Source organism: Arthrobacter oryzae, assembly GCF_037911235.1.
In the GTDB taxonomy this organism is placed as follows: domain Bacteria; phylum Actinomycetota; class Actinomycetes; order Actinomycetales; family Micrococcaceae; genus Arthrobacter; species Arthrobacter oryzae_E.
Genome location: NZ_JBBLYW010000033.1, coordinates 1 through 25,603 on the forward strand (window position 1 = coordinate 1; position 25,603 = coordinate 25,603).

Consider the following 25,603-nt stretch of genomic DNA (forward strand, 5'->3'; position numbering starts at 1 on the left):
GAATGTTCTGGTGCCAGCGCCCGGATGACAGCGGACACCAGCCCTGATGCTGTTGGCTCCTCTGCGACGGCGGCCACCGGCAGCCCGAGCGATTCAGCCTCTGCGGCCGTGGAGCGGCCGATCGCCACGAAGCGGCAGTCCCCCAGCGGCGAAAGGCCGGCATGGATCCGGCGGGCGGCGCTGGGGGAAGCGGCCACGACGGCGTGCAGCCGCCCCGCGGCAAGCTCGGCTTTCGCTTCGACAGGGTTGAGTACGTCCGTTCCCGGCTGCGCAGCGGCCGACGGCGGGCCCGCCGGCAGGTCCGACGCATCGTTCGGTGCGACGTTACGTGCCAGTGCGAAGCTGCGGGACGGATCCGCCGGATAGTCCACTGTGTGGTAGGCGGTGACCGCCTGGACACTGGCACCGAGTGCTTCCAGCCCGGCGGCCAGCCTGCTGTCCGCGATGTCGGCCTGCGGAAGGAAAACGCTGCCCTGGCCCCGCGGCCAGATGTCGAGGAGGCCGACGCCGGACTGGAGCCGGGACGGAGCCAGGTCAACGGCGATTCCCCGGGATTCCAGTTCAAGCCGGGTGGCGGGCCCGATGGTGGCAACCTGGAGGGAGCCTGGCAGCCATTGTCCCAGCGTCGTGCCCCGTTCCCGGGCCAGTTCCTCGAGGGCCTGGACGGTGGTGGTGCTGCTGATCACCAGCCAGTTGTAGGCGCCCGCGCCCAGTGCGTCGAAGGCGACCTCCAGCGAATGAAGGTCACGGGCGCGCTCGAAATCGATCAGGGGAAGCAGCAGCGGTTCGGCACCGGTTTCCCGCAGGGCTGCGAGGAGCGGCGCGGCCCGGTCGGGGCTGCGCGTGACCAGGACGCGGGCACCCTCGAGCACCCGCAGCCCGGGTTGGTCGTCACCCCGGCGGACACTGCGCCGTCCCATCATCTGCCCGGCCCTGCCGGTTCAGGAAGCGGCAAGGTCCGCGATGTCCGCTGCGCCGGCCGCCAGCAGCACCTCTGCCAGTTCGATGCCAAGGAGCGTGGCGCCCACCTCGTTGAGTCCGTCCGTGGCGCGCTTGTCACGGACCGAGGCTTTGCCATCGACGGCGCAGACCACGGCTTCCAGGTACAGCATGCTGCCCTTGCGGAACGCATAGGCGCCGACCGGGGCTGCGCATCCGGCCTCCAGCCGGGCCAGGAGTGCCCGCTCGGCCGTGACGGCCAACCTGGTGTCCTTGTCGTCCAGTGCTGCCAGCGCCTGCGCGAGCGGAGCCTGTGACCCTTCGGTGGATCCGGGTTTCCGCGGTGCATCGGCAGTGCGGCATTCGATGGCGAGCGATCCCTGGCCGGCGGCGGGAAGCATCACGTCGGTTTCGAGGTATTCGCTGACGGTGTCCAGTCGGCCGATGCGTTCCAGGCCCGCGGCGGCGAGGACGACGGCGTCGAGGTCGCAGGATTTGCCGGCCACTACGGCGTCCGTGGCGTTGCCCGGCAGACCGGGGACGCGGCCGAGCCGGGTGTCCACGTTGCCGCGGATGTCAACGACGTCCAGGTCCGGGCGGGCGGCCCGGAGCTGCGCCGCACGGCGCGGCGAGCCGGTGCCCACCCTGGCGCCCTGCGGGAGGTCGGCCAGCTTGAAACCGTCGCGGGCGCAGAGCACGTCACGCACGTCGACGCGCTTTGGCGTCGCGGCCAGGGCCAGGCCGGGCGCTGCGCCGGTGGGCAGGTCCTTGAGTGAGTGAACTGCAACGTCGCACTTGTCCTGCAGGAGGGCATCCCGCAGGGCCGCCACGAACACTCCCGTGCCGCCCATCTGCGAAAGGGACCCGGTGAGGACGTCGCCCTCGGTCCGGATGTGGACCAGTTCCACGGGGAATCCGCCAACTGCCGCCAACTGGTCAGCCGTCTGCTGGGTCTGGGTGAGCGCGAGCTTGCTGGCACGCGTCCCGATGCGGACTGTCACCGTGTTTCCTGTCCCGCCGCCGGAGCGGCCTGGTTCGCGGCCGGTTCGGAGGGGTAGGCGTCGTGGCCGGCGCCCACGGTGGTGTCCGCCCCTGCAATGGTGGGCTTCTCGCCCCGGAAGTTGGCGCAGCAGCCCGGGCGGCAGACGTCGTACCAGGGGCCAAGGTCTGTCAGGTGCGGGCGGTCGGCGATGTTGTTTGCAGCAGTGCGCTCACAGATCAGGTCCACAATGCCGCCCACGAATTTGCGGTGGGTTCCCGGGGTGGGAACACGCGTTGCGGCAAGCCCAAGGTTCCGGCAGGTTTCGAGGGCCTCGGTGTCCAGGTCCCAGACAACCTCCATGTGGTCGCTGACGAAGCCCAGGGGGACGATCACGATTCCCTTGACGCCCTGGCCGGCGAGTTCCTCGATAGCATCGTTGATGTCCGGTTCGAGCCACGGAACATGCGGAGCACCTGAACGGGACTGGTACACGAGCGACCACGGCGCGGTGTCGCCCGATTCGGCCTCGACCCGGCGGATGACCTCCGCACCGGAAGCCAGGTGCTGGGCCACGTACGCCGAGTCTTCGGCGAACGTGCGCGGCTCACCCTCCGAGCGCCCGGCGGCTTCGGCGTCCCGCGTGGGGATGGAGTGCGTGGCGAACAGGATGTGCACCGGGGCTTCCGGGGTGCCCGCGGCAGCCAGCTGGGCGCGGACATCGGCAAGGCCTGCGGCGGTGCCCTCGACAAACGGCTCCACGAAGCCCGGGTGGTCGAAGTACTGGCGAACCTTGTCCACTTCGAGCTTGCCGTCCAGGCCGGTCTCCGTCAGGGCCATGCCGATGTCTTCGCGGTACTGGCGGCAGCTGGAATAGCAGGAGTACGCACTCGTGGTGACCATGAGCACCTTGCGGTGGCCGGCGTCGTACACGTCCTGCAGGGTCTGCGGGATGTACGGATCCCAGTTGCGGTTGCCCCAGAACACGGGGAGGTCGATGCCGCGGGCGGAGAGCTCGGACTCGATTCCGGCCTTGAGGTCGCGGTTCTGCTGGTTGATCGGGCTGATGCCGCCGTTGGCGCGGTAGTGGTGCGAAACCTCTTCAAGCCGCTCATCCGGGATGCCGCGTCCGCGGGTGACATTGCGGAGGAACGGGATGACGTCGTCCTGTCCTTCCGGGCCACCGAACGAGGCGAGGAGGACGGCGTCGTACTCCTTCGGCGCCATCCGGCCGGCTTCGGTGACCGGGTTGACGGCGGTCACTGAAGCGGAGGCTTCCTGCGACTCAAGCGGGCTCATGCGAGGACCTCGGCGATCTCGCCGGCCGTAACGCGGCGGCCGGTGTAGAAGGGTATTTCTTCACGGACGTGGTGCCGGGCCTCGGTGGCGCGCAGGTGGCGCATCAGGTCCACGAGGTCCACGAGATCCGGTGCCTCCAGGCCGAGGATCCATTCCCAGTCGCCCAACGCGAACGAGGATACGGTGTTGGAGATGACCTGCGGGAAGTCGCGGCCCAGCAGGCCGTGGTCGCGCAGCATGGCGCCGCGTTCCGCATCGGGAAGCAGGTACCACTCGTAGGAGCGGACAAACGGGTATACGCAGAGCCATTCGGCCGGCTCCACGCCGCGGGAGAATGCAGGAGTGTGGTTCTTGGCAAATTCCGCCTCGCGGTGCACGCCCATGGCGGACCAGGCAATCTCCGTGCCGGCGAAGAGCTTGCTGCGGCGGATGTCGCGGACTGCCTGCTGCAGGGCCTCGGGCTTGGGGCCGTGGAGCCACACCATGATGTCCGCGTCTGCACGCATTCCCGAGACGTCGTAGCTTCCCCGGTGGACCACGCCGGCATCAGCCAGGCGGGCCAGCAGCGCTTCGAAGTCCGCAGCAGCATCGGCGCTGCGCAGGACGTCGGCGGAGCGCTTGAACACCGTCCAGAGAGTGAAGAACTGCTCTGTTTCCTCGGCTGCCGGATTTCCGGCGACTGATTCGGTTTTAGTGACAGATTCGGCAGAAGTGTGGCTCATAGCTACCAGTCTGCCCCTTCCATGCCGCCTAAGTCGAAACACAGCACTTCTACAACGCGTAGAAGTGGCTAATTTCACAACCCGGCCTGGTCTCCGCAGAAGCTGACCGGCCCGTCCGCGGAACGCAGCAGACGGGGGCCTGCCCGAAAACGTCCCTAGACCCGGCGCATTCGGACATAGGCAACCCCTGCGGCACAGGCCAGTGCAACGAGCCCGGCACCCCACCAGACCTGCGGCGACACGTCGCCCATGGGCAAGACGCTCACGGCGGACCTCATGACCGGCGCTCCCGCGACGCCATAGCCGGAGCCGGACAGCGGTTCGACGCCCGTTGACGTCAGGATGGCCATGTTGGCGGGACCGAACCTGTTCGTCGTGGTCCATGCTGACGCCGGGGCAGCCGTGGCCGGCCCCGTCGCCTTGCTGCCGGACGCCCGCGAGGCTCCGCCCGACTCAGGCGCTTCCGCGGACGTGCCGGGGAGGATCACTCCGTTTCGGGGCGCGGCCGGAGCGGCAGTTCCAGGGAGGACTGCTGGCGGCGCCGCGGGAGTACCAGCCGAAGCCCCTCCCGTGGCGGGTGCAGGAGCCCCGGGCGCCTGCGCGGCGCCGGTGGAGGGAGCTGCAGCTCCGCCGGCGGGCGACGGTGCCGGGGTGCCCGACGGCGGCACACTACCTCCGGAAGGGGAAGGGGAAGGGGAAGGGGAAGGTGCAGGCGACGACGGCGAAGGTGAAGGTGACGACGGTACGGGCGACGGCGAAGACCACACCGGGTCGGTCGTCGGAGACGGTGACGGCGTGGGCTGGCTCCGTTGGCCGGGCGGTGCCTGCTTGCCGGTGCCCGGTGCGGGCGGACCGGAGGGATGCGGCTTGGGTCCCAGCACCACGGAGGCCCAGACCTCCAGCGACCCAATTCCCGCTTCTACGGACGTTGTCGTGTCGGCGTCAGCGCCGTCGGTGGTGTCCGGAGCCGGAACGAGGGACACAGCGTTGGATGCAGGAACACCTGCGGAAAGGACTAGTACCGCTCCGAGCGCCGCTGCTGCCGTGCCGCGCCGAAGACCCCCATGGAAACCAGCCAGCGTTCGAGTTTCTTCGGACTTCTGAATGACCATGGTCATCGACCCTAGCCAGAAATACGTGCCATTAGAAACTTGCAAAGGCGCCCTGAACGCGATACTCGAAGGCTAGTGGAGCACCTCTGCGAGTTGCCTTCGGGTGTCGGCCACGACGGCGGCGAGGCCGTTTCCCGCCAGCCACCCTCCCACCATCACCAGGCTGCCTTCGGCGGCGCAGACGCGTCGTACCTCCGCCACGCGCTGGCGGTGGCCCACGGCGGCGAACGGCAGCACGCCGCCCCAGCTGACGACGTCCCAGTCGATGACGTCATCGGCTGTGACAGGCACTGTCAGGAGGGTCGACGCATCCCGTAAGGCCGATTCAAAGAGCACGTTGTCTTCCGCCCCGGAACCGTCTCCCCCGGGCAGGCCTGCGCCGGACCAGCGCGCGTCCTGTCCCGTGCCTTCTCCCCTGCCGTATGAGAGCCGGACAACATGGGTGCCGGGGCCCGCCGCAGCGGCGATCCAGTCCCATTTGGCGGTGGCATGGGTCAACGCCTTTGCCTGGATGCCGGGCGTCTGCGGGGCCACCAGAATGCCCGTTCCGCGCGGCCGGCGGTCCAGTTCGGGCAGGTCAACAACCAGTGTCACTAGCTTTACATCGGGACCGGCGCCGGGCCGGTGGCGGGCCAGATCCGGCACCGCGTCCTGCAGCAGCCCGACGGCGGAAGGGCCGTCAAGGGCCACCACCAGCAGGCCGGCGTCGTACGTCTGTTCGCCGGCCGAAACCCGCCAGCCGTCCGCTGTCCTGGCCACGGCCGCCGCCGGCGTGCCGGCCAGGAGGGTTACTCCTCGCTGCCGCAGTTCTGCCACGAGGGCAGTGATCAGCTTGTGCAGGCCGCCTTCGAAGCCCGCGACGGCGGAGCCCGCTTTGGCGCCCTCCGCGCCTGTCCCCCGGCGCTGGGCGGCGACGGCGGCGGCCAGGGAGCCGTGGGCTTGGATTCCGGCGCGGAGCCCGGGGGCCACCATATCGACGTCGAGTAGTGCGGGATCGGCGGAATGCACGCCGCCCACCACGGGCTCAACCAGGCGTTCCAGTACACGCCGGCCCATCCGCTGCCGGACGAGGGCCGAGACGCTGGTGATGGCAGCGCGGGTCCCGGCGGAAGCAGGCAGAACCTTGTCCAGGGATGCGCGGAGCGAGCCGGCGAACCCGAGGGTCCGTCGCACTTCGGGATCCCAGGGGTTGGCCGGAATGCCCAGGACACCGGTCTTGGGGAGTTCCCGGGCGCCGTCCGGGAGCTGGACCCAGGCGCCGCCCGGGTGGGGCGCAACGATGCTGCCTGCGATGCCAAGCTCTGCCGCGAGGTCCGCAACGGCACTTGAACGCGTGGCGAATGACTCCGCCCCGCTGTCCAGTGTCAGGCCGGCTACTACATGGCTGCCCACACAGCCGCCCCAGCCCTGGCTCGCTTCCAGAACTGTGACCTGCCGGCCGGCTTTCGCAAGCTCCAGTGCTGCGAGCAGGCCGGAGATGCCGCCGCCCACCACCACCGCCGAAGTAGCGGATGCTTCCGGCGTGGCTGCGCTCACCGTATTACTCCGGGGAAATCGAGTGGATGAGTTCGACGACGCGCGTCAGTACGTCGGGGTCGGTCTCCGGCGGCACGCCGTGGCCCAGGTTCAGGACGTGCCCGGGCGCGGCGGAACCCGCCCTGATGACCTCCCGGACGTGCGCTTCCAGCACGTTCCACGGGGCGGAGAGCAGCGCGGGGTCGATGTTGCCCTGCAGCGGCACGGTGCCGCCCAGCCGGCGGTTGGCTTCGTCCAGGGGAAGCCGGTAGTCCACGCCCACCACGTCCACTCCGACGTCGCGCATTGCCACCAGCAGCTCCGAAGTTCCGGTGCCAAAGTGGATCAGCGGGGCGCCCAGGTGCCGGACGTGGTCCAGTGCGCGGGCTGACGCCGGCGCCACGAAGCGTTCGTAGTCGGCCAGCCCCAGCGAGCCCGCCCAGGAATCGAACAGCTGGCCCGCGGAAGCGCCGGCTTCCAGCTGGGCGCGCAGGAACATGCCCGAGGCGTCCGCCGCCCAGTTGGCCAGCGCATTCCAAGTCTCGGGATCGGCATGCATCATGGTGCGCGGGCCGAGGTGGTCGCGGGAGGGCTTGCCTTCGACCATGTACGCGGCCAGGGTGAACGGCGCGCCGGCGAACCCGATCAACGGCGTCTTGCCAAGCTCGGCGACAGTCAGGCGGACAGCCTCGCGGATGGGCTCCAGCGCTTCCCAGGTCAGCTGCGGGAGAGCCGCGACGTCCTCGGCGGTGCGTACCGGCTTGTCCAGGACCGGGCCGACGCCGGGAACGATATCAACGCCCACGCCCGCGAGCTTCAACGGGATCACGATGTCCGAGAAGAAGATGGCGGCGTCGACGTCATGGCGGCGCACCGGCTGCAGCGTGATCTCGGAGGCCAGCTCGGGACGCAGGCAGGAATCCAGCATGGCCACGCCTTCGCGCACCTTCAGGTACTCAGGCAGGGAGCGGCCGGCCTGGCGCATGAACCAGACGGGCCTGCGGGACGGCTTGCCGCCGCGGTAGGCCGTGATGAGCGGCGAATCGGCTGTGCGGCCGTCCATCAGCGGGTGTCCTGCATCCAGGGTGGCCTCGGAGTACGGGACGTTGGATACCGTGCCGTTGGACGTTGCAGCGCTTGAAGTCATGACTCCGATTCTCCCTAAATTCGCCGCCAAAAGATAACGACAGGCTGTCATCCACGGCCTGCGGCGGCCGTCCGTGGCGGGAATCACAGGGCACCGTGCGCTTTGCCACTGGGCATTGTTGTTCTACGCCGCGACGTAAAAGCTATGATTGTCATGCTGTGGTTCTTTTTTCATTGGTGGCTACACACGCCGACATCGACCTCGAAACCGTTGCTCAACTGAGCACCGGCGCTTCCGAGTTAGCTACATCCGCACTCTCCGGGTCGCCGGCAGTGACGGGTGCGGTGGTGCTTGCCACCTGCAACCGCTTCGAAATCTACGGTGAAGCGCCGCATCCGGATGACGTCGAAGCGGCACGGGCCGCCCTCGTTGCCCAGATCAGTGAACGCACCGGGCTCAACGAGCAGCTAGTCTCCCGGTCCTTCAATACCCGCACAGGCGGTGAAGTCAGCCAGCACCTTTTTGCCGTGAGCTCCGGCCTTGATTCGGCCGTGGTGGGCGAACGCGAAATAGCCGGCCAGGTGCGACGCGCCCTCATCAACGCCCAGCACGAAGGCACCGCAAGCTCAGGCCTCGTCCGGCTCTTCCAGGCGGCGTCCAAGACCGCCAAGGATGTGGGCGCCCAGACGGCCCTCGGATCACGCGGGCTGTCCATCGTCTCGGTTGCCCTGGATCTCGCCACCGACCTTTCCGAAAATGCCGACTGGTCCACCAAGAAGGCCGTGGTTTTCGGCACCGGCGCGTACGCCGGCGCCACCATGTCCTTGCTCCGCGAACGCGGGTGCACAGACATTTCCGTTTTCTCCTCCTCCGGACGCGCCGAAGGCTTCGTGGCGACACGCGGCGGCACGGCCCTCGACGCTGACTCACTCCCCGCAGCTGTGGCCGCAGCGGATGTCATGATCGGGTGCAGCGGCTCCGATGCCCGGGTGGAAGCGGAGGAACTCGCCCGGGTACGTGCAGGATCACCCCAAGCGCTGATCGCCATCGACCTGGCGCTCACCCATGATTTCGATCCCGCCGTCGGCGAGCTCGACGGCGTGGAGCTGCTGACGCTTGAGTCCGTGCGGCTCGCTGCTCCCCAGGAGCAGGCCGAATCCCTGGCCCAGGCCAGCGGCATCGTCACGGGCGCGGCCGCAGCTTTTGAGCAGGAGCGCGAGGCCAGGTCCATGGACACGGCAATCGTCGCGCTGCGCCGCCACACCATGAACGTCCTCGACGCTGAAATGGAGAAGGTCCGGGCACGCCACGGCTGCACGGCCGCCGCCGAGGAAGTGGAGTTCGCCCTGCGCCGTATGGTCAAGCAGCTGCTGCATGTCCCCACGGTCCGGGCACGTGAGCTTGCCTCCAACGGCCAGCAGGAGCAGTACATTGCAGCCCTCGATGCGCTGTACGGCATCACTGTTGAGCAGCCCGCCGCCGCCCCGGCCGCCGAATGCCCCGTGGACCACGGCCAGGCCGGCCCGGCGTCCGCCGACGGCCGGCGCGAAACAGCCTGACCTCAGTACACCGGCTTGGCCGGTTCCACTTCCCGCACCCAGGCGAGGATGCCGCCGTCGAGGTGGCTGACCCGCTGGTAGCCTGCCTTGCGCGCCGCGGCCAGGACGGCTGCCGAGCGGGTGCCCGCCTTGCAGTGGAACACGATGTCCTTGTCCTGGGGCAGCTCGGCCCACGCCTCCCCCGCCAGGATCCTGCCCTGCGGGATGAGGACGGACCCGTCAATGCTGACGATGTCGTGCTCGCCCGGTTCGCGGACGTCCACAAGGTCGAAGTCCTTCAGCCCGGCTTTGCGTGAAGCCAGCATGGTGGCCAGCTGCGTGGCCGTCACGGTGTTCTCCTTGGCGGCGGCAGCCTCCGGAACTATGCCGCAGAACGCCTGGTAGTCGGTGAGTTCCGTGATGCGCTCGGCCTCCGGATCGCGTGCCACCTTGATCTCGCGCCAGCTTCCGCCGAGGGCGTCGAACAGCGCCACGCGCCCCAGCAGGGAACGCCCGACGCCGGTGATCAGCTTGACTGCCTCAGTCACCATGAGCGAGCCCACTGCGGCGCACAGCATGCCGAACACGCCGCCTTCGCCGCAGGAAGGCACCGAACCGGCCGGCGGCGCCTCCGGGTAGAGGTCGCGGTAGGTCGGGCCGTGCTTTTCCCAGAACACGCTGACCTGGCCGTCGAAGCGGAAGATGGAGCCCCAGACGTAGGGCTTACCGAGGATGGCTGCGGCGTCGTTGACCAGGTAGCGCGTGGCGAAATTGTCCGCCCCGTCCAGGATGAGGTCGTAACCGGCGAACAGTTCCAGTGCGTTCGAGGCGTCCAGCCTGACGTTGTGGAGCCGGACGTCCACCAGGGGGTTCAGCGCGGCAATGGAGTCGCGGGCTGACTCGATCTTGGACCGCCCCACGTCCGCCACCCCGTGGATCACCTGGCGCTGCAGGTTGCTCAGGTCAACGGCGTCGTCGTCAATGATTCCCAAGGTTCCCACCCCTGCGGCGGCAAGGTAGAGGAGCGCCGGCGAGCCCAGTCCACCGGCTCCGATCACAAGCACCTTGGCGTTCTTGAGCCGGCGTTGGCCCAGCGTGCCGATTTCGGGAATGATGAGGTGGCGGGAGTACCGCTCCACCTCTTCGGCGGTCAGAGCATCCGCCGGTTCCACGAGCGGATCCAGGGTTGCAGGGACAGCAGTTGCGGTGAACGTGGAAGCCATACTTCAATGTATGCCCGAAGATGCCGCCAGGTCATATTACCCGCGCGTAAAGTGTAGGTAACTGCAATGGAAAGAAGGCCAACAGTGGTTCATCATGCACCGGTTGATCGGACACCGGCCGGGAAGGCAGCTGCCGGACAGGCGCGGGCCGGCGGTGCGCGTTCGGCGCGGCTCCCGCGTGACGAACGACGCGCCCAGCTGCTGGCCGCCGCCCAGGAGGTCTTTGTGGCCAACGGCTACCACGGCGCCGCCATGGACGAAATCGCAGAAACTGCGCACGTCAGCAAACCGGTGCTTTACCAGCACTTCCCGTCCAAGCGCGAGCTCTACCTCGCCCTGCTGGACAGCCATCTCAGCACGCTGACCGAGCTCATGATGGGGGCGCTGAACTCCACCGACGACAACGACGAGCGCGTCCAGGCCGTCATGCGTGCCTACTACCGCTTCATCGCCAGCGACGACCAGGCCCACCGCCTGGTGTTTGAATCGGACCTGATCAACGACAGTGACGTCAGTTCCAGGCTCGAAACCTTCAACAAGGCTTTTGCCGATGCCATAGCGCGGGTCATCGCCGAGGACACCAAGCTTCCCATGATTGAGGCCCAGCTGCTGGGGCGCGGACTTGCCGGCATGGCGCAGGTCAGCGCACGGTACTGGCTCGAAACGGACGGAAACCTGGACCTCGATGTGGCCAGTGACCTGATCTATCGTTTAGCTTGGCGCGGAATCTCACGCTTCCCCAAGGAAACCTAGACTACAAATAGAGAACACCTTTAGAACTTTGATTGGCTGGGAGGCCTCGCTGTGGAAGTAAAGATCGGCATTCAGAACATCGGCCGCGAAATTGTGCTGGAATCGGCTCAGGATGCTGACGCTGTGGCAAAGCTCGTCGAGGAAGCCATCGCCAAGGGCGCTGAGCTTCGCCTGGCTGACGATAAGGGCCGCGTGGTCATCGTTCCCGCAAATGTCCTGGGCTACGTTGAAATCGGGGCCGAGGAAGCCCGCCGCGTCGGTTTCGGCCAGCTTTAGGCACCGGCTTCATCCAGGTTCAACCGCCCCGGCCCATCCCGCCCTGCAGCAAGGAGTTCGCTGAATGCTTTCCCTGGTAATCGTGGCCCTGGTCACTGTGGCTGCAGGCTTTGTTGTCTGGGCCAACGACCGGCGGCACGCGAAGTACGGTATCGCCATGCCGGCCGGCGTTTCCCTTACTGTGGGGATGCTGAGCTGGATCATCTTCATTGCCGCAGGGCTTGGCTACCAGCCCGGCCTGACGTGGATTCCGTGGGTGCTTCCCATGGTCCTGGGCACCGGGGCGGCACTCGCCGCCGCGGTGTACCTGGGCCGAAAGCGCGCCCTGCACGACACGAAGCAGCTGACGGCCGCGCTGCGGCTCTGACGTAGAGGCTCTGACGCACCGGTTCCGGACCGCTTCGGCAGCTAGTCCGGGTTGGCGGGTTCGCTTGCGATCTCCGCTGACCGGTAGCGGCCAGGTTCCGCAGTCGCCGACACAGCAGCGGCCGCCCGGCTGGCAGCCGCTGCTGCGGCGACGTCACGCTGGGTCACCTCGGTGCCGGCGTCGTGCGATGTGTAGCGGATGAAGACCCGGTTGTAGCGCCAGTCCAGGTCCGGGTGGTGGTGCTGTTCCTCAGCCAGCTGCCCGACGGCGGCGATCAGCTTGAGCGCTGCGGCCGCCGTCGGCGTCTTGAATACGGTGACCAGGCTGCCCTGCCGGTATCTCCAGTCGGGAAGGTCCGCCAGTGCGGCGTCAATTCCGGATCGGTTGAGAATGTCTTCCTTGCCGCTCACAGCTGGCTCCTTGGCTGGTTGTTGCAGGAACTCCTTGTTATAAGAACTCCGCCCGGCCTTCCATGGCCGACGACGCAAGGGCGTGCTCGCGGCGTGGAATCCGGCCGGCCGATTTCGCCAGCCTACCGGCGATGACGGCGTGTTTGAAGGCCTCGCCCATCATCGCAGGGTTCTGCGCCCTGGTCACTGCCGTCGCCAGCAACACCGCATCGCACCCCAGTTCCATCGCCAGGGCGGCGTCCGACGCCGTGCCGATGCCTGCATCCAGCACCACGGGAACGGAGGCCCGGGAAACGATGAGTTCGATGTTGTGCGGGTTCAGGATGCCCAGTCCCGTGCCGATGGGTGATCCGAGCGGCATCACAGCGGTGGCTCCGAGGTTCTCCAGCCGCAGCGCCAGCACGGGGTCGTCATTCGTGTAGGCAAACACTTTGAATCCGCGGTTCACCAGCTGCTCGGTGGCGTCCACCAGCTCCACGGCATCCGGGAGGAGCGTGTGTTCATCGGCAATCACTTCAAGCTTCACCCAGTCCGTTTCCAGCGCCTCACGGGCCAGTTCCGCCGTCATGACGGCGTCCCTCGCCGTAAAGCAGCCGGCGGTGTTGGGCAGGACGCGGATGTTGTGGTCCACCAGGAGCTGGAACAGCGAGCCGGTTTCTGCCGGCGAATAGCGGCGCATGGCCACGGTGGTCAGCTCCGTGCCCGAGGCGAGCAGCGCCGCGCCCAGCCCGTCCAGGCTGGGCGCGCCGCCGGTGCCCATGATCAGCCGCGACCCCAGAGGGACACCGTCCACGATGAACGGGTCCGTCGCCGCCTGCTGCGCGGTTCCTGCCACGCCGGCCTCCGTAGTTCCTGCCATGATGCTCAACCTCCCTGAACCGCGGTAACAAGTTCGACGTCGTCGCCCTCGGCGAGCGCCGTAACGAACCACTGGCTGCGCGGTACCACCTCGGAATTCCGTGCCACCGCCACGCCCAGTTTCCGGCCGTCGGCGGCCTGTCCGTTCGGGGCGAGGTTCCTGCCGGTGACCTGGCTGATGAGGGTGGTGACGGACGCGCCGTCGTCCACGGCGTGGACCGTGCCGTTCAGTGTGATGTTCATGCTGTTTCCTTGATCGGGTCAATGGTGACAAGTTTCGCCGGCGTTGCGGGCGCTGCGGGGCGGCCGGAAAACCGGTCGGGCCGGAACGGCGCCCACCGCGGATCGGCGGCACCGTCCAGCAGCTGCCGGCAGATGGACGCTGCCGCAGGAGTGAGCAGGACGCCATGCCGGAAGAATCCCGTGGCGATGATCAGCCCGGGTATGTCCCTGCCGGTTCCGACGTCCTCGACGCGCCCCAGGAGCGGCGCGTTGTCCGGCGTTCCCGGACGGGCCCTCGCTGTTGCTTCCAGGAGTTCCAGTTCGGCGACGGCGGGAACCAGCACCTGCGCGTCACGGAGCAGCTGGTAGACGCCGCCGGCTGAAACGGCTGAGCCGGGCAGCCCTTCCTGAGCGGCGGGCCCGGCAGTGTCCTTGCCGGCTCCCGAGAGTGCGTCTTCACGCTGGGTGGCCCCGATCACCACGGTGCCGTCCTGCCGGGGCACGATGTAGACGGGAACTCCGCGGACCAGGCCGCGGACGGTGGATGTCAGCAGGGGCTGCAGGTGGGCGGGGACACGCAGGCGCAGGATGTCGCCGTACACCGGTCGGAGCGGCAGCTGGAGGCCTGTCGGCAATCCGCCGAGGGTCGCTGCTCCCAGCCCGTTGGCAATGATGGTCTCCCCGGCGTGCACGGCGCCTCCCCCGGCCAGCCTGACACCGCTGAGCCGACCCTCGTCCCAGAGCAGACCGGCGGCCCGCTCACGCACGGCGCACCCCGGCAGGGACTCCGCGATCAGGGCCAGGAGCCTCCGGGGATCCACCTGGTGGTCAGCCGGGATGTCGAAGGCGCAGGAGATGCCGGGGCTCAACAACGGCTCGCGGGCGCGGGCTTCCCTGACAGTCAGTGGTTCCACTGTGAGGCCGCTGGACCGCTGGACGCCGCGCAGGTCGGCGAGCGCCCGCCGGTCGGCGGCATCTGCACCCACGGCGAGGGTCGACGTCGTGAGGTATCCGGTGTCCGGGCCGCCGGCTATCGCGTCACCGCCCTGCAGTCCGGCGGCGAAAGCGGGCCAGAGTCCTGAGGAGTGGAGCATGAGCTCAAGGAGGTCTTCCTCCTGGTAGTGGAGTTCGCTGACCGGGGCCAGCATGCCGGCGGCGGCCCAGCTCGCGCCCGTTCCGGGGGCGTCGTCGATGATCACCACGGACCTGCCCGACTGCCGGGCTTCCCAGGCGATGCCGTGGCCGACGATTCCGCCGCCGATCACGGCGACGTCGGCGCTGATGTCCCGGGGCGCGGCGTGGCGGCCTGCTGGAGTTTGCGGGATCATTGTCATCCTTCCCTACGCCGGTACTAACCGGATCAGGTCAAGCGGTCGGCTCTGACGCCCTCTCAGCCCTGCAGCTTTGTGACAGCTGCCCCGGGCTCCCGCGGTACTCCACCAGTTTAGGGGAACTAGGCTGGTGGCATGACCGAGCAAGCTCTCCTCACCGATGCCCGCCTGTACCTCTGCACCGACGCCCGCACCGACCGCGGCGATTTCGGAGACTTCGTTGACGCCGCCTATGCCGGAGGGGTTGACATCATCCAGCTCCGGGACAAGAACCTTGAAGCGGCCGAAGAGCTCGAGCTGCTCGAAGTGCTGGAAGCCGCGGCCCGCCGCCACGGCCGCCTCTGGTCGGTCAACGACCGCGCGGACATTGCCTCGCTCTCCGGGGCACCGGTGCTTCATGTCGGCCAGAAAGACCTCCCCCTGGCCTCGGCCCGGAAGTTCCTCGGCAATGAAGCCGTGATCGGTCTCTCGACGCACAGCCCGGAACAAATCGATGCCGCCATCGCCGCATCACGCGGCCCGGGAGGCCTGGACTACTTCTGTGTAGGGCCTGTGTGGGCCACTCCCACCAAGCCGGGCAGGGCCGCCGTCGGCCTCGACCTGGTCCGGTATGCGGCGACGGCTGCAGCCGCAGCAGTGGACGCGCCGCAGCTGCCGTGGTTCGCCATCGGCGGCATTGACCTCGGCAATGTTGAGCAGGTGGTGGCTGCGGGCGCGCAGCGGATTGTGGTGGTCCGCGCGATCACAGAGGCCGATGATCCTGCTGCTGCGGCACGGTCGCTTCTCGAGGCGCTGGACGCCGGCGCCTCCTGACTATCCGGTCAGGCCGAGCTGCGTCATCCGTCGGGGTTCTCTGCCATCCCGGTGATCACTCTGCAACGAAGTGGTTGCAGCGAGCGGTGTCCGCCGGGGATGAGCTCATCGTCCAAGACTAATGGCGTAAACCGAGCTAATCTGACTTTCGTGTCACATCATCGCCTGACTCCCAGTGTCCACGAACAGACCAACCGGCTGGCGGACGCGCTGAACGCGCTCCGCACTGAGCTGGAGCTGCCCGGGCCGTTTCCTGACGACGCCATCCAGGATGCCCTGGCGGCCATTGCGGAGCACAAGATGCCGGACCTGGATCTCACGGATGTGGAGTTCGTGACCATAGATCCCGTGTCCTCCACGGATCTGGACCAGGCCCTGTTCATCGAGCGGTCAGGGGACGGGTACAAGGTTTTCTACGCCATCGCCGATGTTCCGTCCTTCGTTGCACCGGGAGGGGCGCTCGACGCCGAGACCCGCCGTCGGGGACAGACGATCTACGCCCCGGACGGGCGGATTCCGCTCCACCCGGAGGTTATTAGCGAACAGGCCGGCAGCCTGCTGGCCGGCCAATTGTGCTCCGCGTTCGTGTGGGAGTTCGACCTGGACACGGCAGCCCGGGTGGATTCAGTGCTGGTGCGCCGGGCCAAAATCAGGAGCCGGGCAAAGCTCAGCTACAAGGGCGTCCAGGCCGAGCTCGATTCCGGAAGTGCCGGCCCTGTCCTGCAGCTCCTCAAGGAGGTGGGGCTCAAGCGCGTGGAGCTGGAGAGGCTGCGCGGCGGCGCAAGCCTGAACATGCCGGAACAGGAAATCGAACAGTTGCCCGACGGCGGTTACCGCATCGTGGCGGCCCCCTCCCTCCCGGTGGAGGACTGGAACGCCCAGATCTCCTTGATGACCGGCATGGCTGCGGCGGACCTGATGCTCGACGGCAAAGTGGGCATCCTGCGTACCATGCCCGCCCCCGACGAACGGTCCCTCCTGCACTTCAGGCGGCAGACCAACGCGCTCGGCAAGCCGTGGGACGGCGAGGCGAGCTACGGAGAGTACCTGCGTTCCCTTGATCCCACCGATCCCCGGCAACTGGCCATCCTGCACTCCGCCGGCATGCTGTTCCGCGGCGCCGGTTACACCCCCTTTGACGGCACAGTGCCGGATGACGCCATCCAGTCGGCCATCGGGGCTGCCTACGCGCACACCACGGCCCCGCTGCGGCGGCTGATTGACCGATTTGTCCTGGTAATTTGCGAGGCCCTGAGCAACCGCACCGCTGTCCCCGACTGGGCCCGCGAAGCACTCCCTTCCCTGCCGGAAATCATGGCGGCCTCGGACCAGCTGGCAGCTCGGATGGAGCGGCTGGCCCTGGACACGGTGGAGGCTGCCCTCCTCGTCAACCACATCGGGCAGGAGTTCGACGCCGTCGTCATCTCCGGGTCCAAACCGGGCAAGTCGAACGGGAACGGCGGCAACGGAAACGGCAACGGACCGTCCGGCATCATCCAGATCGCGGACCCGGCGGTGACGGCCAGATGCCCCGGCGAACTCGAATCCGGCACGACGGTCCGGGTCAGGCTGGTCTCTTCGGACATCGACACGCGCGTGATCCGGCTGGCGCTGGTGGAGTGATTGCCGGGTGACTGCGGGCTGCGTCCGGGGCGCCAGTCGGCGGTTGTTGCGGTCAACAGCTAGACTGAGGGGGTAGTAATGGATGCCCGGTCGTTGATTTCCATGATTTTTGAATTCAACAAGCCCGCCCCTACGCGATCTTGAGATACACCCGCTGGTCCCCAGTGCCAGCATTTAGATAGCCCGCGATCGGCTTCCACTGGATTTGCTTGTGCGCCCGAGCGTGCTCCGGAACGGCCTTGCGGCCGGCCCCGTTGAGCAAGCAGCGCCAATGCCCAAATGAATAAGGAAACTCCCCTGTGAGTGAATTGCATACGCACCAACTTCTGACCGACGACACCGGCACCGAATCGATCGAGCCGGAAGAGACCATCATCTCGGACGAAAAACCGCACGAGATCGAGGAGAAATCCTTCGCCGACTACAACGTCCGCGCCGACATCGTCGAGTCCCTGGCCGACGCCGGAATCACCCACCCCTTCCCCATCCAGGCGATGACGCTGCCAGTGGCCCTCGCCGGCCACGACATCATCGGCCAGGCAAAGACGGGCACCGGCAAGACCCTGGGCTTCGGCATCCCGGCGCTTCAGCGCGTGGTGGGCCGGGACGACCCCGGTTTCGACAAGCTGGCCGTCCCCGGTGCACCGCAGGCCCTGGTGATCGTACCCACCCGCGAACTGGCCGTCCAGGTGGCCAAGGACCTGGAAAACGCCGCCAAGAAGCGCAACGCCCGTATTGCCACCATTTACGGCGGCCGCGCCTATGAGCCCCAGGTGGATGCCCTGCAGAAGGGCGTCGAGGTTGTTGTCGGTACGCCCGGCCGCCTGATCGACCTGTACAAGCAGAAGCACCTGAGCCTGAAGAACGTCAAGATCGTGATCCTCGACGAAGCCGACGAGATGCTGGATCTGGGCTTCCTGCCGGACGTGGAGACGCTCATTGCCGGCACCCCGGCGGTCCGCCAGACCCTGCTGTTCTCGGCAACCATGCCCGGCCCGGTCATTGCGATGGCCCGCCGCTACATGACCCAGCCCACCCACATCCGTGCTGCTGATCCGGATGACGAGGGCCTCACCAAACGGGACATCCGCCAGCTGATCTACCGCGCCCACAGCATGGACAAAGTCGAGGTTGTGGCCCGCATCCTGCAGGCCCGCGGCCGGGGACGCACCATCATCTTCACCAAGACCAAGCGCACGGCCGCCAAGGTGGCCGAAGAACTCGTGGACCGCGGGTTCGCCGCTGCCGCCATCCACGGGGACCTCGGCCAGGGCGCCCGCGAGCAGGCTCTCCGGGCCTTCCGCAACAACAAGGTTGATGTGCTCGTGGCAACCGACGTCGCCGCCCGCGGCATCGACGTGGACGACGTCACTCACGTCATCAACTACCAGTGCGTCGAGGACGAAAAGATCTACCTGCACCGCGTGGGCCGCACCGGCCGCGCCGGTAACAAGGGCACCGCAGTGACGTTCGTCGACTGGGACGACATGCCGCGCTGGGGCCTCATCAACAAGGCGCTGGGGCTGAGCTACCCGGAGCCCGTGGAAACCTACTCCTCCTCGCCGCACCTTTTCGAAGAGTTGGACATCCCCGAAGGCACCAAGGGCCGTCTGCCCCGCGACAAGCGCGTGCTGGCCGGCGTCGACGCCGAGGTCCTCGAGGATCTGGGCGAGACCGGCAAGAAGACCACCCGTTCGGGCGGCCGGGACGGCGGCCGGGACAACGCAAAGGACAGTGTCCGCGGAACCGGACGGGACAGCGCCCGCGGCAACGCCAGGGACGGCGGACGCGACACCCGCCGCAGCGGCAGCGATGCCGGCGGACGTTCAGGTGACCGCCGCCGTCGTACATCCGACAGCGCAGCCGCGGCTGCTCCGGCAGCAGAGGCCCCTGTGGCGGCTCCGGCTGCTTCGGCACCGGCCGAGGTGGACCGCGCCACGCGCGCACGACGCCGCACGCGCACCCGCCGCCGCAACGGCGAAGTAGTGGGCGGCGGAAACGCAGCGCAGGACGGCGCACAACGCGGCAACGCTGAGGCCTAAAACCCTCGATGACTGACACCGTCTGGGCGCCGGACGGCAGCAACCTGGTGGTACACGCGGATAACGCCGAGTACCTCCCCACGCTGCCGGACGGCGCCTTCACACTCATCTACGTCGACCCGCCGTTCAACACGGGCCGCGCCCAGAGCCGCCAGCAGACCACCATGGTCCGCAACGCGGAAGGCGGCGGCGACCGCGTGGGCTTCAAGGGCCGCTCCTACGACACGATCAAAGGCGCCCTGCACAAATACGACGACGCCTTCAGCGACTACTGGTCGTTCCTGGAACCCAGGCTCGTGGAGGCGTGGCGGCTGCTTGCCGATGACGGCACCCTGTACCTTCATCTGGACTACCGGGAGGTCCACTACGCCAAGGTGATGCTGGACGCCATCTTCGGCCGCGAGTGCTTCCTGAACGAAATCATCTGGGCGTACGACTACGGTGCCCGGGCAAAATTCCGCTGGCCCACCAAGCACGACAACATCCTAGTGTACGTCAAGAACCCGGCCAAGTATCACTTCGACAGCGCTGAAGTGGACCGCGAACCCTATATGGCGCCCGGACTGGTGACACCCGAGAAGAGGGAGCTCGGCAAGCTGCCCACCGACGTCTGGTGGCACACCATCGTCTCCCCCACCGGCAAGGAGAAAACCGGCTACCCGACGCAGAAGCCGGAAGGCCTGATCCGCCGGGTTGTGGCCGCCTCAAGCCGCCCGGGCGACTGGTGCCTGGACTTCTTCGCCGGCTCCGGCACCCTGGGGGCCGTGGCCTCCAAGCTTGGCCGGAAATTCGTCTGCGTGGACCAGAACCAGCCGGCCATCGACGTCATGGCCACGAGGCTGGGTGCCCACGCGACGTTGACCTCGTTCCCGCCCAACTGACTCGCATTTAACGTCGTCATTCTGGGTTTTGGGAGCGTTAATTGCCAGTTAGTTGGGCCTGCACCTCAGGGACGCACGACGGCGGTGCCCGTCGCCTGCTCTTCAATCGCGGCCAGGACTTCCGGTGCGGTGAGGTTCTCGCCCAGCAGGTTCGGCTTGCCCGTGCCGTGGTAATCGGAGGAACCGGTGACCAGCAGGCCGTGCTCTTCGGCGAGGCCCCGGAGGAATTCCCGGCCGTCCTCCGGATTGTCCCGGTGATTGATCTCCAGCCCGGCCAGGCCGGCGTCGATCATCTCCAAGTAGGTGCGCCGGCCCACCACGCGGCCGCGGGCGGACGCCACTGGGTGGGCGAACACCGGGACGCCTCCCGCCGCACGGACCAGGGCCACGGCAACGGCCGGATCCGGGGCGTAGTGCTGCACGTAGTACCGGGAATGTGACGTCAGGATCGACGCAAACGCCTCCGTCCGGTCCGCGACCACCCCTGCCGCCACCAGGGCGTCTGCGATGTGCGGCCGGCCGAGCGTTGCGCCCGGCGCCACATGGTGGATGACGTCGTCCCAGCTCAGCGGATAGTCCTCGGCCAGGAGGGTGACCATGCGTTCGGCCCGGGTGAGGCGGGCATCCTTGGACCTGGTGATTTCCTCCAGCAGGCCGGGATGCGACGGATCATGGAGATAACTGAGCAGGTGGACGCTGATGCCTTCCTCCGTCCGGCATGAAATTTCCATGCCGGGCACGAGGGCGATCCCTTCGCGTAGGGCGGCCCGGGAGGCGTCGGCCCAGCCGTCAGTGGAATCGTGGTCGGTCAGGGCCACCACGTCCAGGCCGGCGGCTGCAGCGGACGCCATCACCGCGGCAGGCGCCTCCGTGCCGTCGGAAACATTCGAGTGGGCATGCAGATCAATCCTCACCTGCCCAGCCTAGTAGATGGCCGGTGCAGGAGACCGGTGCGGCGGGACGGTGCAGTGTTCGGTGGCCGCGGCCACGCCGCTGGTGAGACTATGGGACGGTGAACGATGCAGACAACACCTACAACGGTGAAACTACAGCAACCCAGCCCCTCGAAGAGCGCGTCAACAACCGCTCGCAGCGGCCCAGTTCCGACGCCTTCAAGGCCTTTATGGCCAGCAACTGGGCGCCCTCGGCACAAGAACTCCCCGATCGGGACGCCGTGGCCGACCACGCCGCCGCCCGGCGTCGCGCGATTTCCGGCCTGTTCAAGGGTGAACGGCTGGTTGTCCCCGCCGGGCCGCTGAAGGTCCGTTCCAATGACTGCGACTACCGCTTCCGCCCGCACTCCGGCTTTGCGCACCTGACCGGCCTGGGCCTGGACCACGAGCCGGACGCCGTGCTCATCCTGGAACCCGTTGAAGAAGGAACAGGCGACGACGGCGGGAACCACCGCGCCACGCTGTACTTCCGGCCCCTGGCGGGCCGGGACACCGAACAGTTCTACGCCGACTCCCGCTCCGGCGAATTCTGGATCGGCGCCCGCCCCACGCTCGCCGAATTCGAGCGGAGGCTGGGCCTGGCCACCGCACACATCGACCAGCTGGAACTCGCCATCACGAAGAACGTGGGCGCCCCGGAAATCGGCGGCATCTCCATCCGGCTGGTCCGCAAGGTGGATGACAACATCGATGCCCTGGTGGACACGGCCCGCTACAACACGGCCAAGGACCCCGACAACCTGGACCTGGGCGTGCTGGATGCCCTCGATGAGAAGCTCACGGAAGCCCTCTCCGAGCTCCGCCTGCTGAAGGACCCGTGGGAAGTCGAGCAGATGAAAATCGCGGTGGCTGCCACGGTGGAAGGGTTCACCGAGGTCGTCAAGGCGCTCCCCCGCGCCCTGACTCACCAGCGCGGAGAACGCGTGGTGGAAGGCGCCTTCTTCGCCCGTGCCCGGGAAGAAGGCAACGAACTGGGCTATGACACCATCGCGGCCTCGGGCAACAACGCCACCGTGCTGCACTGGACCCGGAACACAGGAAAGGTCAACGCCGGCGAACTGCTGCTGCTGGACGCAGGCGTGGAGGCTGATTCCCTGTACACCGCGGACGTCACCCGCACGCTTCCCGCCAACGGCACGTTCACCGAAGTCCAGCGGAAGGTCTACGAAGCCGTCCTGGACGCCGCGGACGCCGGCTTCGCCGCGGCGCAGCCCGGCACCAAGTTCCGCGATATCCACACGGCCGCTACCACAGTCCTGGCCGAGAGGCTGGCCGAATGGGGTTTGCTGCCCGTCTCCGTTGAGGAAGCCATCAGCCCCGAGGGCCAGCAGCACCGCCGCTGGATGCCGCACGGCACCAGCCACCACCTGGGCCTCGACGTGCACGACTGCGCCCAGGCCAAGCGCGAGCTGTACCTGGACGGCATCCTTACCCCGGGCATGGTGTTCACGATCGAGCCCGGCCTGTATTTCAAGAACGAGGACCTCGCGATTCCGGCAGAGTACCGCGGCATCGGCGTCCGGATCGAGGACGACATCCTCATGACTGCCGACGGCCCGGTCAACCTCAGTGCCGCCCTCCCCCGGAAGGCCGACGACGTCGAGTCCTGGATGGCGGGCATCTACCAGGAAATCGATACCACGCACCCCTAAGTCGAATACAGGGGATGCACAAAAGGCCTCTGTCCGGTTCGTCCGGACGGAGGCCTTTTGGTGCTAGCGGGCTACCGCTGGGTGTCGCCCTCGGCGGGCTCGTGCTTCGGACCGTCTTCCTGTTTGGGCTGGTCGGTCACGCGGACACCATACTGCGGCCTGCCATCGGGGAGGTCCGGGTAGCGCACGGCGGGCGTCGGTGCGGCCCGGTGCTGGGGGTGCTCCTCGGAAGGCGCCTGCTGTCCGGCAGCGTCCGGGCCGGCGGCTGCATGCGCGCCGGTGGCCGGCTGGGTCCCTGCTTCAGGCGTCCGTTGGCCGTAGGGGTCGTTCCAGCCGGCGGGCCGCTGGGGTCCGGTTCCCTGCTGGTGCCCGGGCTGCTGGTAGGGCTGGTTTTGATAGCCGCCCTGGCCGTACGTTGGGGTTCCGGCTGTCGCGTCAGAGGTGGTCATCGGCAGCTGCTGGAGCATGCGCCGTGCCTCATGCGATGCCTCGAAGGCCACCACGACGTCGTAGTTTGTGGCCACCACCTGGCTTGTTGACGTGAAGTCACGCTTCCCGCGCTGCATCGCATAGGTGACGATGCCGAAGAGCATGAAGAATGCCGCACCCATGAGCACCGAGGTCACAATCGAGAAGTAGCCGCCGGTGGGCGAGAAGAAGGACAGCATGACGCCGACAAACAGGCCAAACCACATTCCGCTCAGTGCGCCGGACAAGGCGACACGGGGGTAGCTCAGCCGGCCGGTGACCCGTTCCACCATCTTCAGGTCGTTGCCCACGATCGACACCAGCTGGACCGGGAACTGCTGGTCGGCCAGGTAGTCCACCGCTTTCTGGGCGTCCAGGTAGGAGCTGTAGGAACCGACGGTGTCCCCGGCCGGAACCGTGCGGAATTCATCCGGCCCGTTCGGGACACCGGCCTTGGGAGCACCAAAAATGTTTGACATACATCCATTCTTGCCCATCCGGCTGGGTGCACGCTGAAATTCAGCTAAAAGAGAGCAGACTCGGTAGCCTGTACAGGTGAGCACAAATCTTTCGCGGGTGTTTGTTGCGCGCCTTCTCGGACTGGATGTCTTCGACCCCCTGGGTGACCGGCTCGGCAGGCTGCGCGATGTTGTCGTGCTCTCCCGCGGCACCAGGGGCGCGCCCCACGTGGTGGGCATCGTGGTGGAAGTCCCCGGCAAGAAGCGGGTCTTTGTCCCGATGACGCGGATCACCTCGATCGACCAGACCCAGGTCATCTGCACCGGCCTGGTGAACCTGCGCCGCTTCGAACAGCGCGGCGCCGAAACCCTGGTGGTGGCCGAAATGTTCGACCGCCGGGTGACCCTGGCGGACGGCAGCGGCGACGCCACCATCGAGGACATCGCCATGGACCGGCACCGTTCCGGCGACTGGTTCGTCAGCAAGCTGTTCGTGCGCCGCGGCCACTCGCTCTCGCCGCTGAGCCGGCTGCGCCGCAACGAGACCATGATCATCGACTGGGCCGACGCCCAGCAGGGCGCCCGTACGGAGCCCCAGGCCGCCACCCAGTTCGTGGCAACGCACGAGGACCTGAAGCCGGCCGACTTCGCCGAAGCCCTCCAGGAAATGAGCGACAAACGCCGCTTCGAGGTGGCCAGCGAGCTGCAGGATGAGCGGCTCGCCGACGTCCTGCAGGAGATGCCGGAGGGCGACCAGGTGGAAATCCTCTCCGCCCTTGACGTCAACCGCGCCGCCGACGTCCTTGAGGAGATGGATCCGGACGACGCCGCCGACCTCCTCGCCGAACTCCCCTCGGCACAGGCCGAGGAACTCCTCCAGCTGATGGAACCTGAAGGCGCCGAGGACGTCCGCCGCCTCCTGGAATATGACGAAGACACTGCCGGCGGCCTGATGACCCCTGTTCCGGTCATCCTCCCGCCCGAGGCCACGGTGGCTGAGGCCCTGGCCCACGTCCGGCGCGAAGAGCTCTCACCCGCGCTGGCGTCGTCGATCTTCATCGCCCGGCCGCCGCTGGAAACACCCACGGGACGGTTCCTTGGCGTGGTCCACATCCAGCAGCTCCTTCGCTACCCACCGCCGGAGCCGCTCGGAAACCTTGTGGACAAGAACCTCGAACCCGTGTCTGACCAGGCGCACATCAGCGAGGTGGCCCGCACCCTGGCCACCTACAACCTGAACTCGCTCCCCGTCGTCAACAGCGACGGTCGGCTTGTGGGGGCGGTGACTGTTGACGATGTGCTGGACCATCTGCTGCCGGATGACTGGCGCGCCCACGATGATGACGCCCCGATAAGGAAACTTGGAGGCCGCATTGGCTGATCTCAGCTCACCGAGGAACTCCGGCAACCGTCCGGGAGCCAAGATCACGGCCGGCCTGGACACGCCACTGAGCGGCCGCCAGCGGATCCTGCCTAAGTTCTCCCCCAACCCGGACGCCTTCGGCCACGCCACGGAAGGCTTCGCCCGCTTCATGGGCACGCCGCAGTTCCTGGTCTACATGACGGTGTTCGTTGTGGTCTGGCTGGCCTGGAACACCTGGGCGCCGCTGGACTGGCAGTTCGATTCACGGGCGCTTGGATTCACCCTGCTCACGCTGATGCTGTCCCTGCAGGCCTCCTACGCTGCGCCGCTGCTGCTGCTCGCCCAGAACCGTCAGGACGACCGCGACCGTGTGTCGCTGCAGCAGGACCGCCAGCGCGCGGAACGCAATCTCTCCGACACCGAATACCTCACCCGGGAACTGGCGTCGCTGCGCATCGCACTGCGCGAAGTGGCCACCCGTGACTACGTCCGCGCCGAACTTCGGAGCCTCCTGGAGGACATGCTGGAGGCGCAGGAGGAACTCCGCACGCATGATCCGTCCGGCGAGGGCACCCACGAGTCCCCCAAGGACAAGGTCAAAGAGCGGCTGAAGGAACGGCGCGACAAGCAGCGCAACCCCCGGACCCAGCAGATCCCCAAGGTCAAGCCCGAACACCGCGGCTACCCCGCGCACCTCAACACCCCCGAAAGCTGAGCAC

Annotated in this window: 25 protein-coding genes and 1 riboswitch; of the genes, 11 read left to right on the forward strand and 14 right to left on the reverse strand. The window is 67.5% G+C overall.

The annotated features are described in order from the left end of the window. The 7 genes from WMN78_RS09310 to hemE form a co-directional block, all read right to left on the reverse strand. A partial coding sequence (locus tag WMN78_RS09310; RefSeq protein WP_340533470.1) for a uroporphyrinogen-III synthase occupies nt 1-923 on the reverse strand: 923 nt, incomplete at its 3' end. A gap of 18 nt (nt 924-941) precedes the next feature. After that, a complete protein-coding gene (hemC, locus tag WMN78_RS09315; RefSeq protein WP_340533471.1) occupies nt 942-1,940 on the reverse strand; it encodes a hydroxymethylbilane synthase in 999 nt (332 codons plus the stop codon). Further along, complete coding sequence (locus WMN78_RS09320) at nt 1,937-3,217, reverse strand: ferrochelatase (protein ID WP_340533472.1); 1,281 nt, start codon at nt 3,215-3,217, stop codon at nt 1,937-1,939. The genes hemC and WMN78_RS09320 overlap by 4 nt, the downstream gene beginning before the upstream one ends. Beyond that, nucleotides 3,214-3,939 carry a hydrogen peroxide-dependent heme synthase gene (hemQ, locus tag WMN78_RS09325; RefSeq protein ID WP_340533473.1) on the reverse strand — a complete coding sequence of 242 codons (726 nt, stop codon included), beginning with the start codon at nt 3,937-3,939 and terminating at the stop codon, nt 3,214-3,216. The genes WMN78_RS09320 and hemQ overlap by 4 nt, the downstream gene beginning before the upstream one ends. 155 nt (nt 3,940-4,094) lie before the next feature. After that, nucleotides 4,095-5,051 carry a hypothetical protein gene (locus tag WMN78_RS09330; protein WP_340533474.1) on the reverse strand — a complete coding sequence of 319 codons (957 nt, stop codon included), beginning with the start codon at nt 5,049-5,051 and terminating at the stop codon, nt 4,095-4,097. Nucleotides 5,052-5,123: 72 nt separating this feature from the next. After that, nucleotides 5,124-6,587 (reverse strand): protoporphyrinogen/coproporphyrinogen oxidase, encoded by a 1,464-nt coding sequence (locus WMN78_RS09335; RefSeq protein ID WP_340533475.1) that lies wholly within the window; start codon nt 6,585-6,587, stop codon nt 5,124-5,126. Nucleotides 6,588-6,591: 4 nt separating this feature from the next. Further along, nucleotides 6,592-7,713, reverse strand: a complete 1,122-nt coding sequence (gene hemE / locus WMN78_RS09340; protein ID WP_340533477.1) for a uroporphyrinogen decarboxylase — start codon at nt 7,711-7,713, stop codon at nt 6,592-6,594. Between the two features lie 158 nt (nt 7,714-7,871). Between hemE and WMN78_RS09345 the strand changes: the two genes are divergently transcribed. Continuing rightward, on the forward strand, nt 7,872-9,212 hold the full coding sequence (locus WMN78_RS09345) for a glutamyl-tRNA reductase (RefSeq protein WP_340533478.1): 1,341 nt from the start codon (nt 7,872-7,874) through the stop codon (nt 9,210-9,212). Nucleotides 9,213-9,214: 2 nt separating this feature from the next. On the opposite strand, the gene moeB is transcribed toward WMN78_RS09345, so the two are convergent. Further along, complete coding sequence (moeB, locus tag WMN78_RS09350) at nt 9,215-10,414, reverse strand: molybdopterin-synthase adenylyltransferase MoeB (RefSeq protein WP_340533479.1); 1,200 nt, start codon at nt 10,412-10,414, stop codon at nt 9,215-9,217. A 66-nt stretch (nt 10,415-10,480) separates the two neighbouring features. On the opposite strand from moeB, the gene WMN78_RS09355 reads away from it, so the two are divergent. From WMN78_RS09355 to WMN78_RS09365, 3 genes are all read left to right on the forward strand, one after another. Then, complete coding sequence (locus WMN78_RS09355; RefSeq protein ID WP_425341139.1) at nt 10,481-11,167, forward strand: TetR/AcrR family transcriptional regulator; 687 nt, start codon at nt 10,481-10,483, stop codon at nt 11,165-11,167. Nucleotides 11,168-11,218: 51 nt separating this feature from the next. Beyond that, on the forward strand, nt 11,219-11,443 hold the full coding sequence (locus WMN78_RS09360; protein WP_340533481.1) for a DUF3107 domain-containing protein: 225 nt from the start codon (nt 11,219-11,221) through the stop codon (nt 11,441-11,443). 64 nt (nt 11,444-11,507) lie between these two features. Continuing rightward, nucleotides 11,508-11,810 carry a hypothetical protein gene (locus tag WMN78_RS09365; RefSeq protein ID WP_340533482.1) on the forward strand — a complete coding sequence of 101 codons (303 nt, stop codon included), beginning with the start codon at nt 11,508-11,510 and terminating at the stop codon, nt 11,808-11,810. Nucleotides 11,811-11,851: 41 nt separating this feature from the next. Here the strand turns inward: WMN78_RS09365 and WMN78_RS09370 are convergent, their stop codons facing one another. From WMN78_RS09370 to thiO, 4 genes are all read right to left on the reverse strand, one after another. After that, entirely contained in the window at nt 11,852-12,220 is a 369-nt protein-coding gene (locus WMN78_RS09370; RefSeq protein WP_340533483.1) for a 4a-hydroxytetrahydrobiopterin dehydratase, read from the reverse strand. A 37-nt stretch (nt 12,221-12,257) separates the two neighbouring features. After that, on the reverse strand, nt 12,258-13,079 hold the full coding sequence (locus tag WMN78_RS09375; RefSeq protein WP_340533484.1) for a thiazole synthase: 822 nt from the start codon (nt 13,077-13,079) through the stop codon (nt 12,258-12,260). Between the two features lie 5 nt (nt 13,080-13,084). Continuing rightward, nucleotides 13,085-13,321 carry a sulfur carrier protein ThiS gene (gene thiS, locus WMN78_RS09380; RefSeq protein WP_055796656.1) on the reverse strand — a complete coding sequence of 79 codons (237 nt, stop codon included), beginning with the start codon at nt 13,319-13,321 and terminating at the stop codon, nt 13,085-13,087. Continuing rightward, nucleotides 13,318-14,634 (reverse strand): glycine oxidase ThiO, encoded by a 1,317-nt coding sequence (thiO, locus tag WMN78_RS09385; RefSeq protein ID WP_340533485.1) that lies wholly within the window; start codon nt 14,632-14,634, stop codon nt 13,318-13,320. The genes thiS and thiO overlap by 4 nt, the downstream gene beginning before the upstream one ends. Then, a riboswitch (TPP riboswitch) is annotated at nt 14,621-14,740 on the reverse strand. Its footprint overlaps the gene before it by 14 nt. A gap of 26 nt (nt 14,741-14,766) precedes the next feature. Here thiO and thiE point away from each other — a divergent pair. From thiE to WMN78_RS09405, 4 genes are all read left to right on the forward strand, one after another. Beyond that, complete coding sequence (gene thiE, locus WMN78_RS09390) at nt 14,767-15,444, forward strand: thiamine phosphate synthase (protein WP_340533486.1); 678 nt, start codon at nt 14,767-14,769, stop codon at nt 15,442-15,444. Between the two features lie 150 nt (nt 15,445-15,594). After that, nucleotides 15,595-17,067, forward strand: coding sequence for an RNB domain-containing ribonuclease (locus WMN78_RS09395; protein WP_340533487.1), 1,473 nt, complete (start codon nt 15,595-15,597; stop codon nt 17,065-17,067). A gap of 299 nt (nt 17,068-17,366) precedes the next feature. Next, complete coding sequence (locus WMN78_RS09400) at nt 17,367-19,109, forward strand: DEAD/DEAH box helicase (RefSeq protein ID WP_340533488.1); 1,743 nt, start codon at nt 17,367-17,369, stop codon at nt 19,107-19,109. A gap of 8 nt (nt 19,110-19,117) precedes the next feature. Beyond that, a complete protein-coding gene (locus tag WMN78_RS09405; protein ID WP_340533489.1) occupies nt 19,118-19,990 on the forward strand; it encodes a site-specific DNA-methyltransferase in 873 nt (290 codons plus the stop codon). Between the two features lie 65 nt (nt 19,991-20,055). On the opposite strand, the gene WMN78_RS09410 is transcribed toward WMN78_RS09405, so the two are convergent. Continuing rightward, complete coding sequence (locus tag WMN78_RS09410) at nt 20,056-20,904, reverse strand: PHP domain-containing protein (protein WP_340533490.1); 849 nt, start codon at nt 20,902-20,904, stop codon at nt 20,056-20,058. Nucleotides 20,905-21,002: 98 nt separating this feature from the next. Here WMN78_RS09410 and WMN78_RS09415 point away from each other — a divergent pair, with 98 nt between their 5' ends. Next, complete coding sequence (locus WMN78_RS09415) at nt 21,003-22,595, forward strand: aminopeptidase P family protein (protein WP_340533491.1); 1,593 nt, start codon at nt 21,003-21,005, stop codon at nt 22,593-22,595. 71 nt (nt 22,596-22,666) lie between these two features. Here WMN78_RS09415 and WMN78_RS09420 read toward each other — a convergent pair whose 3' ends face one another. Then, entirely contained in the window at nt 22,667-23,542 is an 876-nt protein-coding gene (locus tag WMN78_RS09420) for a general stress protein (RefSeq protein WP_340533492.1), read from the reverse strand. A gap of 76 nt (nt 23,543-23,618) precedes the next feature. Here WMN78_RS09420 and WMN78_RS09425 point away from each other — a divergent pair, with 76 nt between their 5' ends. Further along, nucleotides 23,619-24,902, forward strand: coding sequence for a magnesium transporter MgtE N-terminal domain-containing protein (locus WMN78_RS09425; RefSeq protein WP_340533493.1), 1,284 nt, complete (start codon nt 23,619-23,621; stop codon nt 24,900-24,902). Next, nucleotides 24,883-25,599 (forward strand): DUF1003 domain-containing protein, encoded by a 717-nt coding sequence (locus WMN78_RS09430; protein WP_340533494.1) that lies wholly within the window; start codon nt 24,883-24,885, stop codon nt 25,597-25,599. The genes WMN78_RS09425 and WMN78_RS09430 overlap by 20 nt, the downstream gene beginning before the upstream one ends. The last annotated feature ends 4 nt before the right edge of the window (nt 25,600-25,603 follow it).

Bases quoted from the DNA above. Each gene is read 5' to 3' on its own strand.
- WMN78_RS09320 (WP_340533472.1), bottom strand. From the start codon at position 3,217: ATGAGCCCGCTTGAGTCGCAGGAAGCCTCCGCTTCAGTGACCGCCGTC.
- hemQ (WP_340533473.1), bottom strand. From the start codon at position 3,939: ATGAGCCACACTTCTGCCGAATCTGTCACTAAAACCGAATCAGTCGCC.
- WMN78_RS09330 (WP_340533474.1), bottom strand. From the start codon at position 5,051: ATGGTCATTCAGAAGTCCGAAGAAACTCGAACGCTGGCTGGTTTCCAT.
- hemE (WP_340533477.1), bottom strand. From the start codon at position 7,713: ATGACTTCAAGCGCTGCAACGTCCAACGGCACGGTATCCAACGTCCCG.
- moeB (WP_340533479.1), bottom strand. From the start codon at position 10,414: ATGGCTTCCACGTTCACCGCAACTGCTGTCCCTGCAACCCTGGATCCG.
- WMN78_RS09355 (WP_425341139.1), top strand. From the start codon at position 10,481: ATGGAAAGAAGGCCAACAGTGGTTCATCATGCACCGGTTGATCGGACA.
- WMN78_RS09365 (WP_340533482.1), top strand. From the start codon at position 11,508: ATGCTTTCCCTGGTAATCGTGGCCCTGGTCACTGTGGCTGCAGGCTTT.
- WMN78_RS09375 (WP_340533484.1), bottom strand. From the start codon at position 13,079: ATGGCAGGAACTACGGAGGCCGGCGTGGCAGGAACCGCGCAGCAGGCG.
- thiS (WP_055796656.1), bottom strand. From the start codon at position 13,321: ATGAACATCACACTGAACGGCACGGTCCACGCCGTGGACGACGGCGCG.
- thiO (WP_340533485.1), bottom strand. From the start codon at position 14,634: ATGACAATGATCCCGCAAACTCCAGCAGGCCGCCACGCCGCGCCCCGG.
- thiE (WP_340533486.1), top strand. From the start codon at position 14,767: ATGACCGAGCAAGCTCTCCTCACCGATGCCCGCCTGTACCTCTGCACC.
- WMN78_RS09405 (WP_340533489.1), top strand. From the start codon at position 19,118: ATGACTGACACCGTCTGGGCGCCGGACGGCAGCAACCTGGTGGTACAC.
- WMN78_RS09420 (WP_340533492.1), bottom strand. From the start codon at position 23,542: ATGTCAAACATTTTTGGTGCTCCCAAGGCCGGTGTCCCGAACGGGCCG.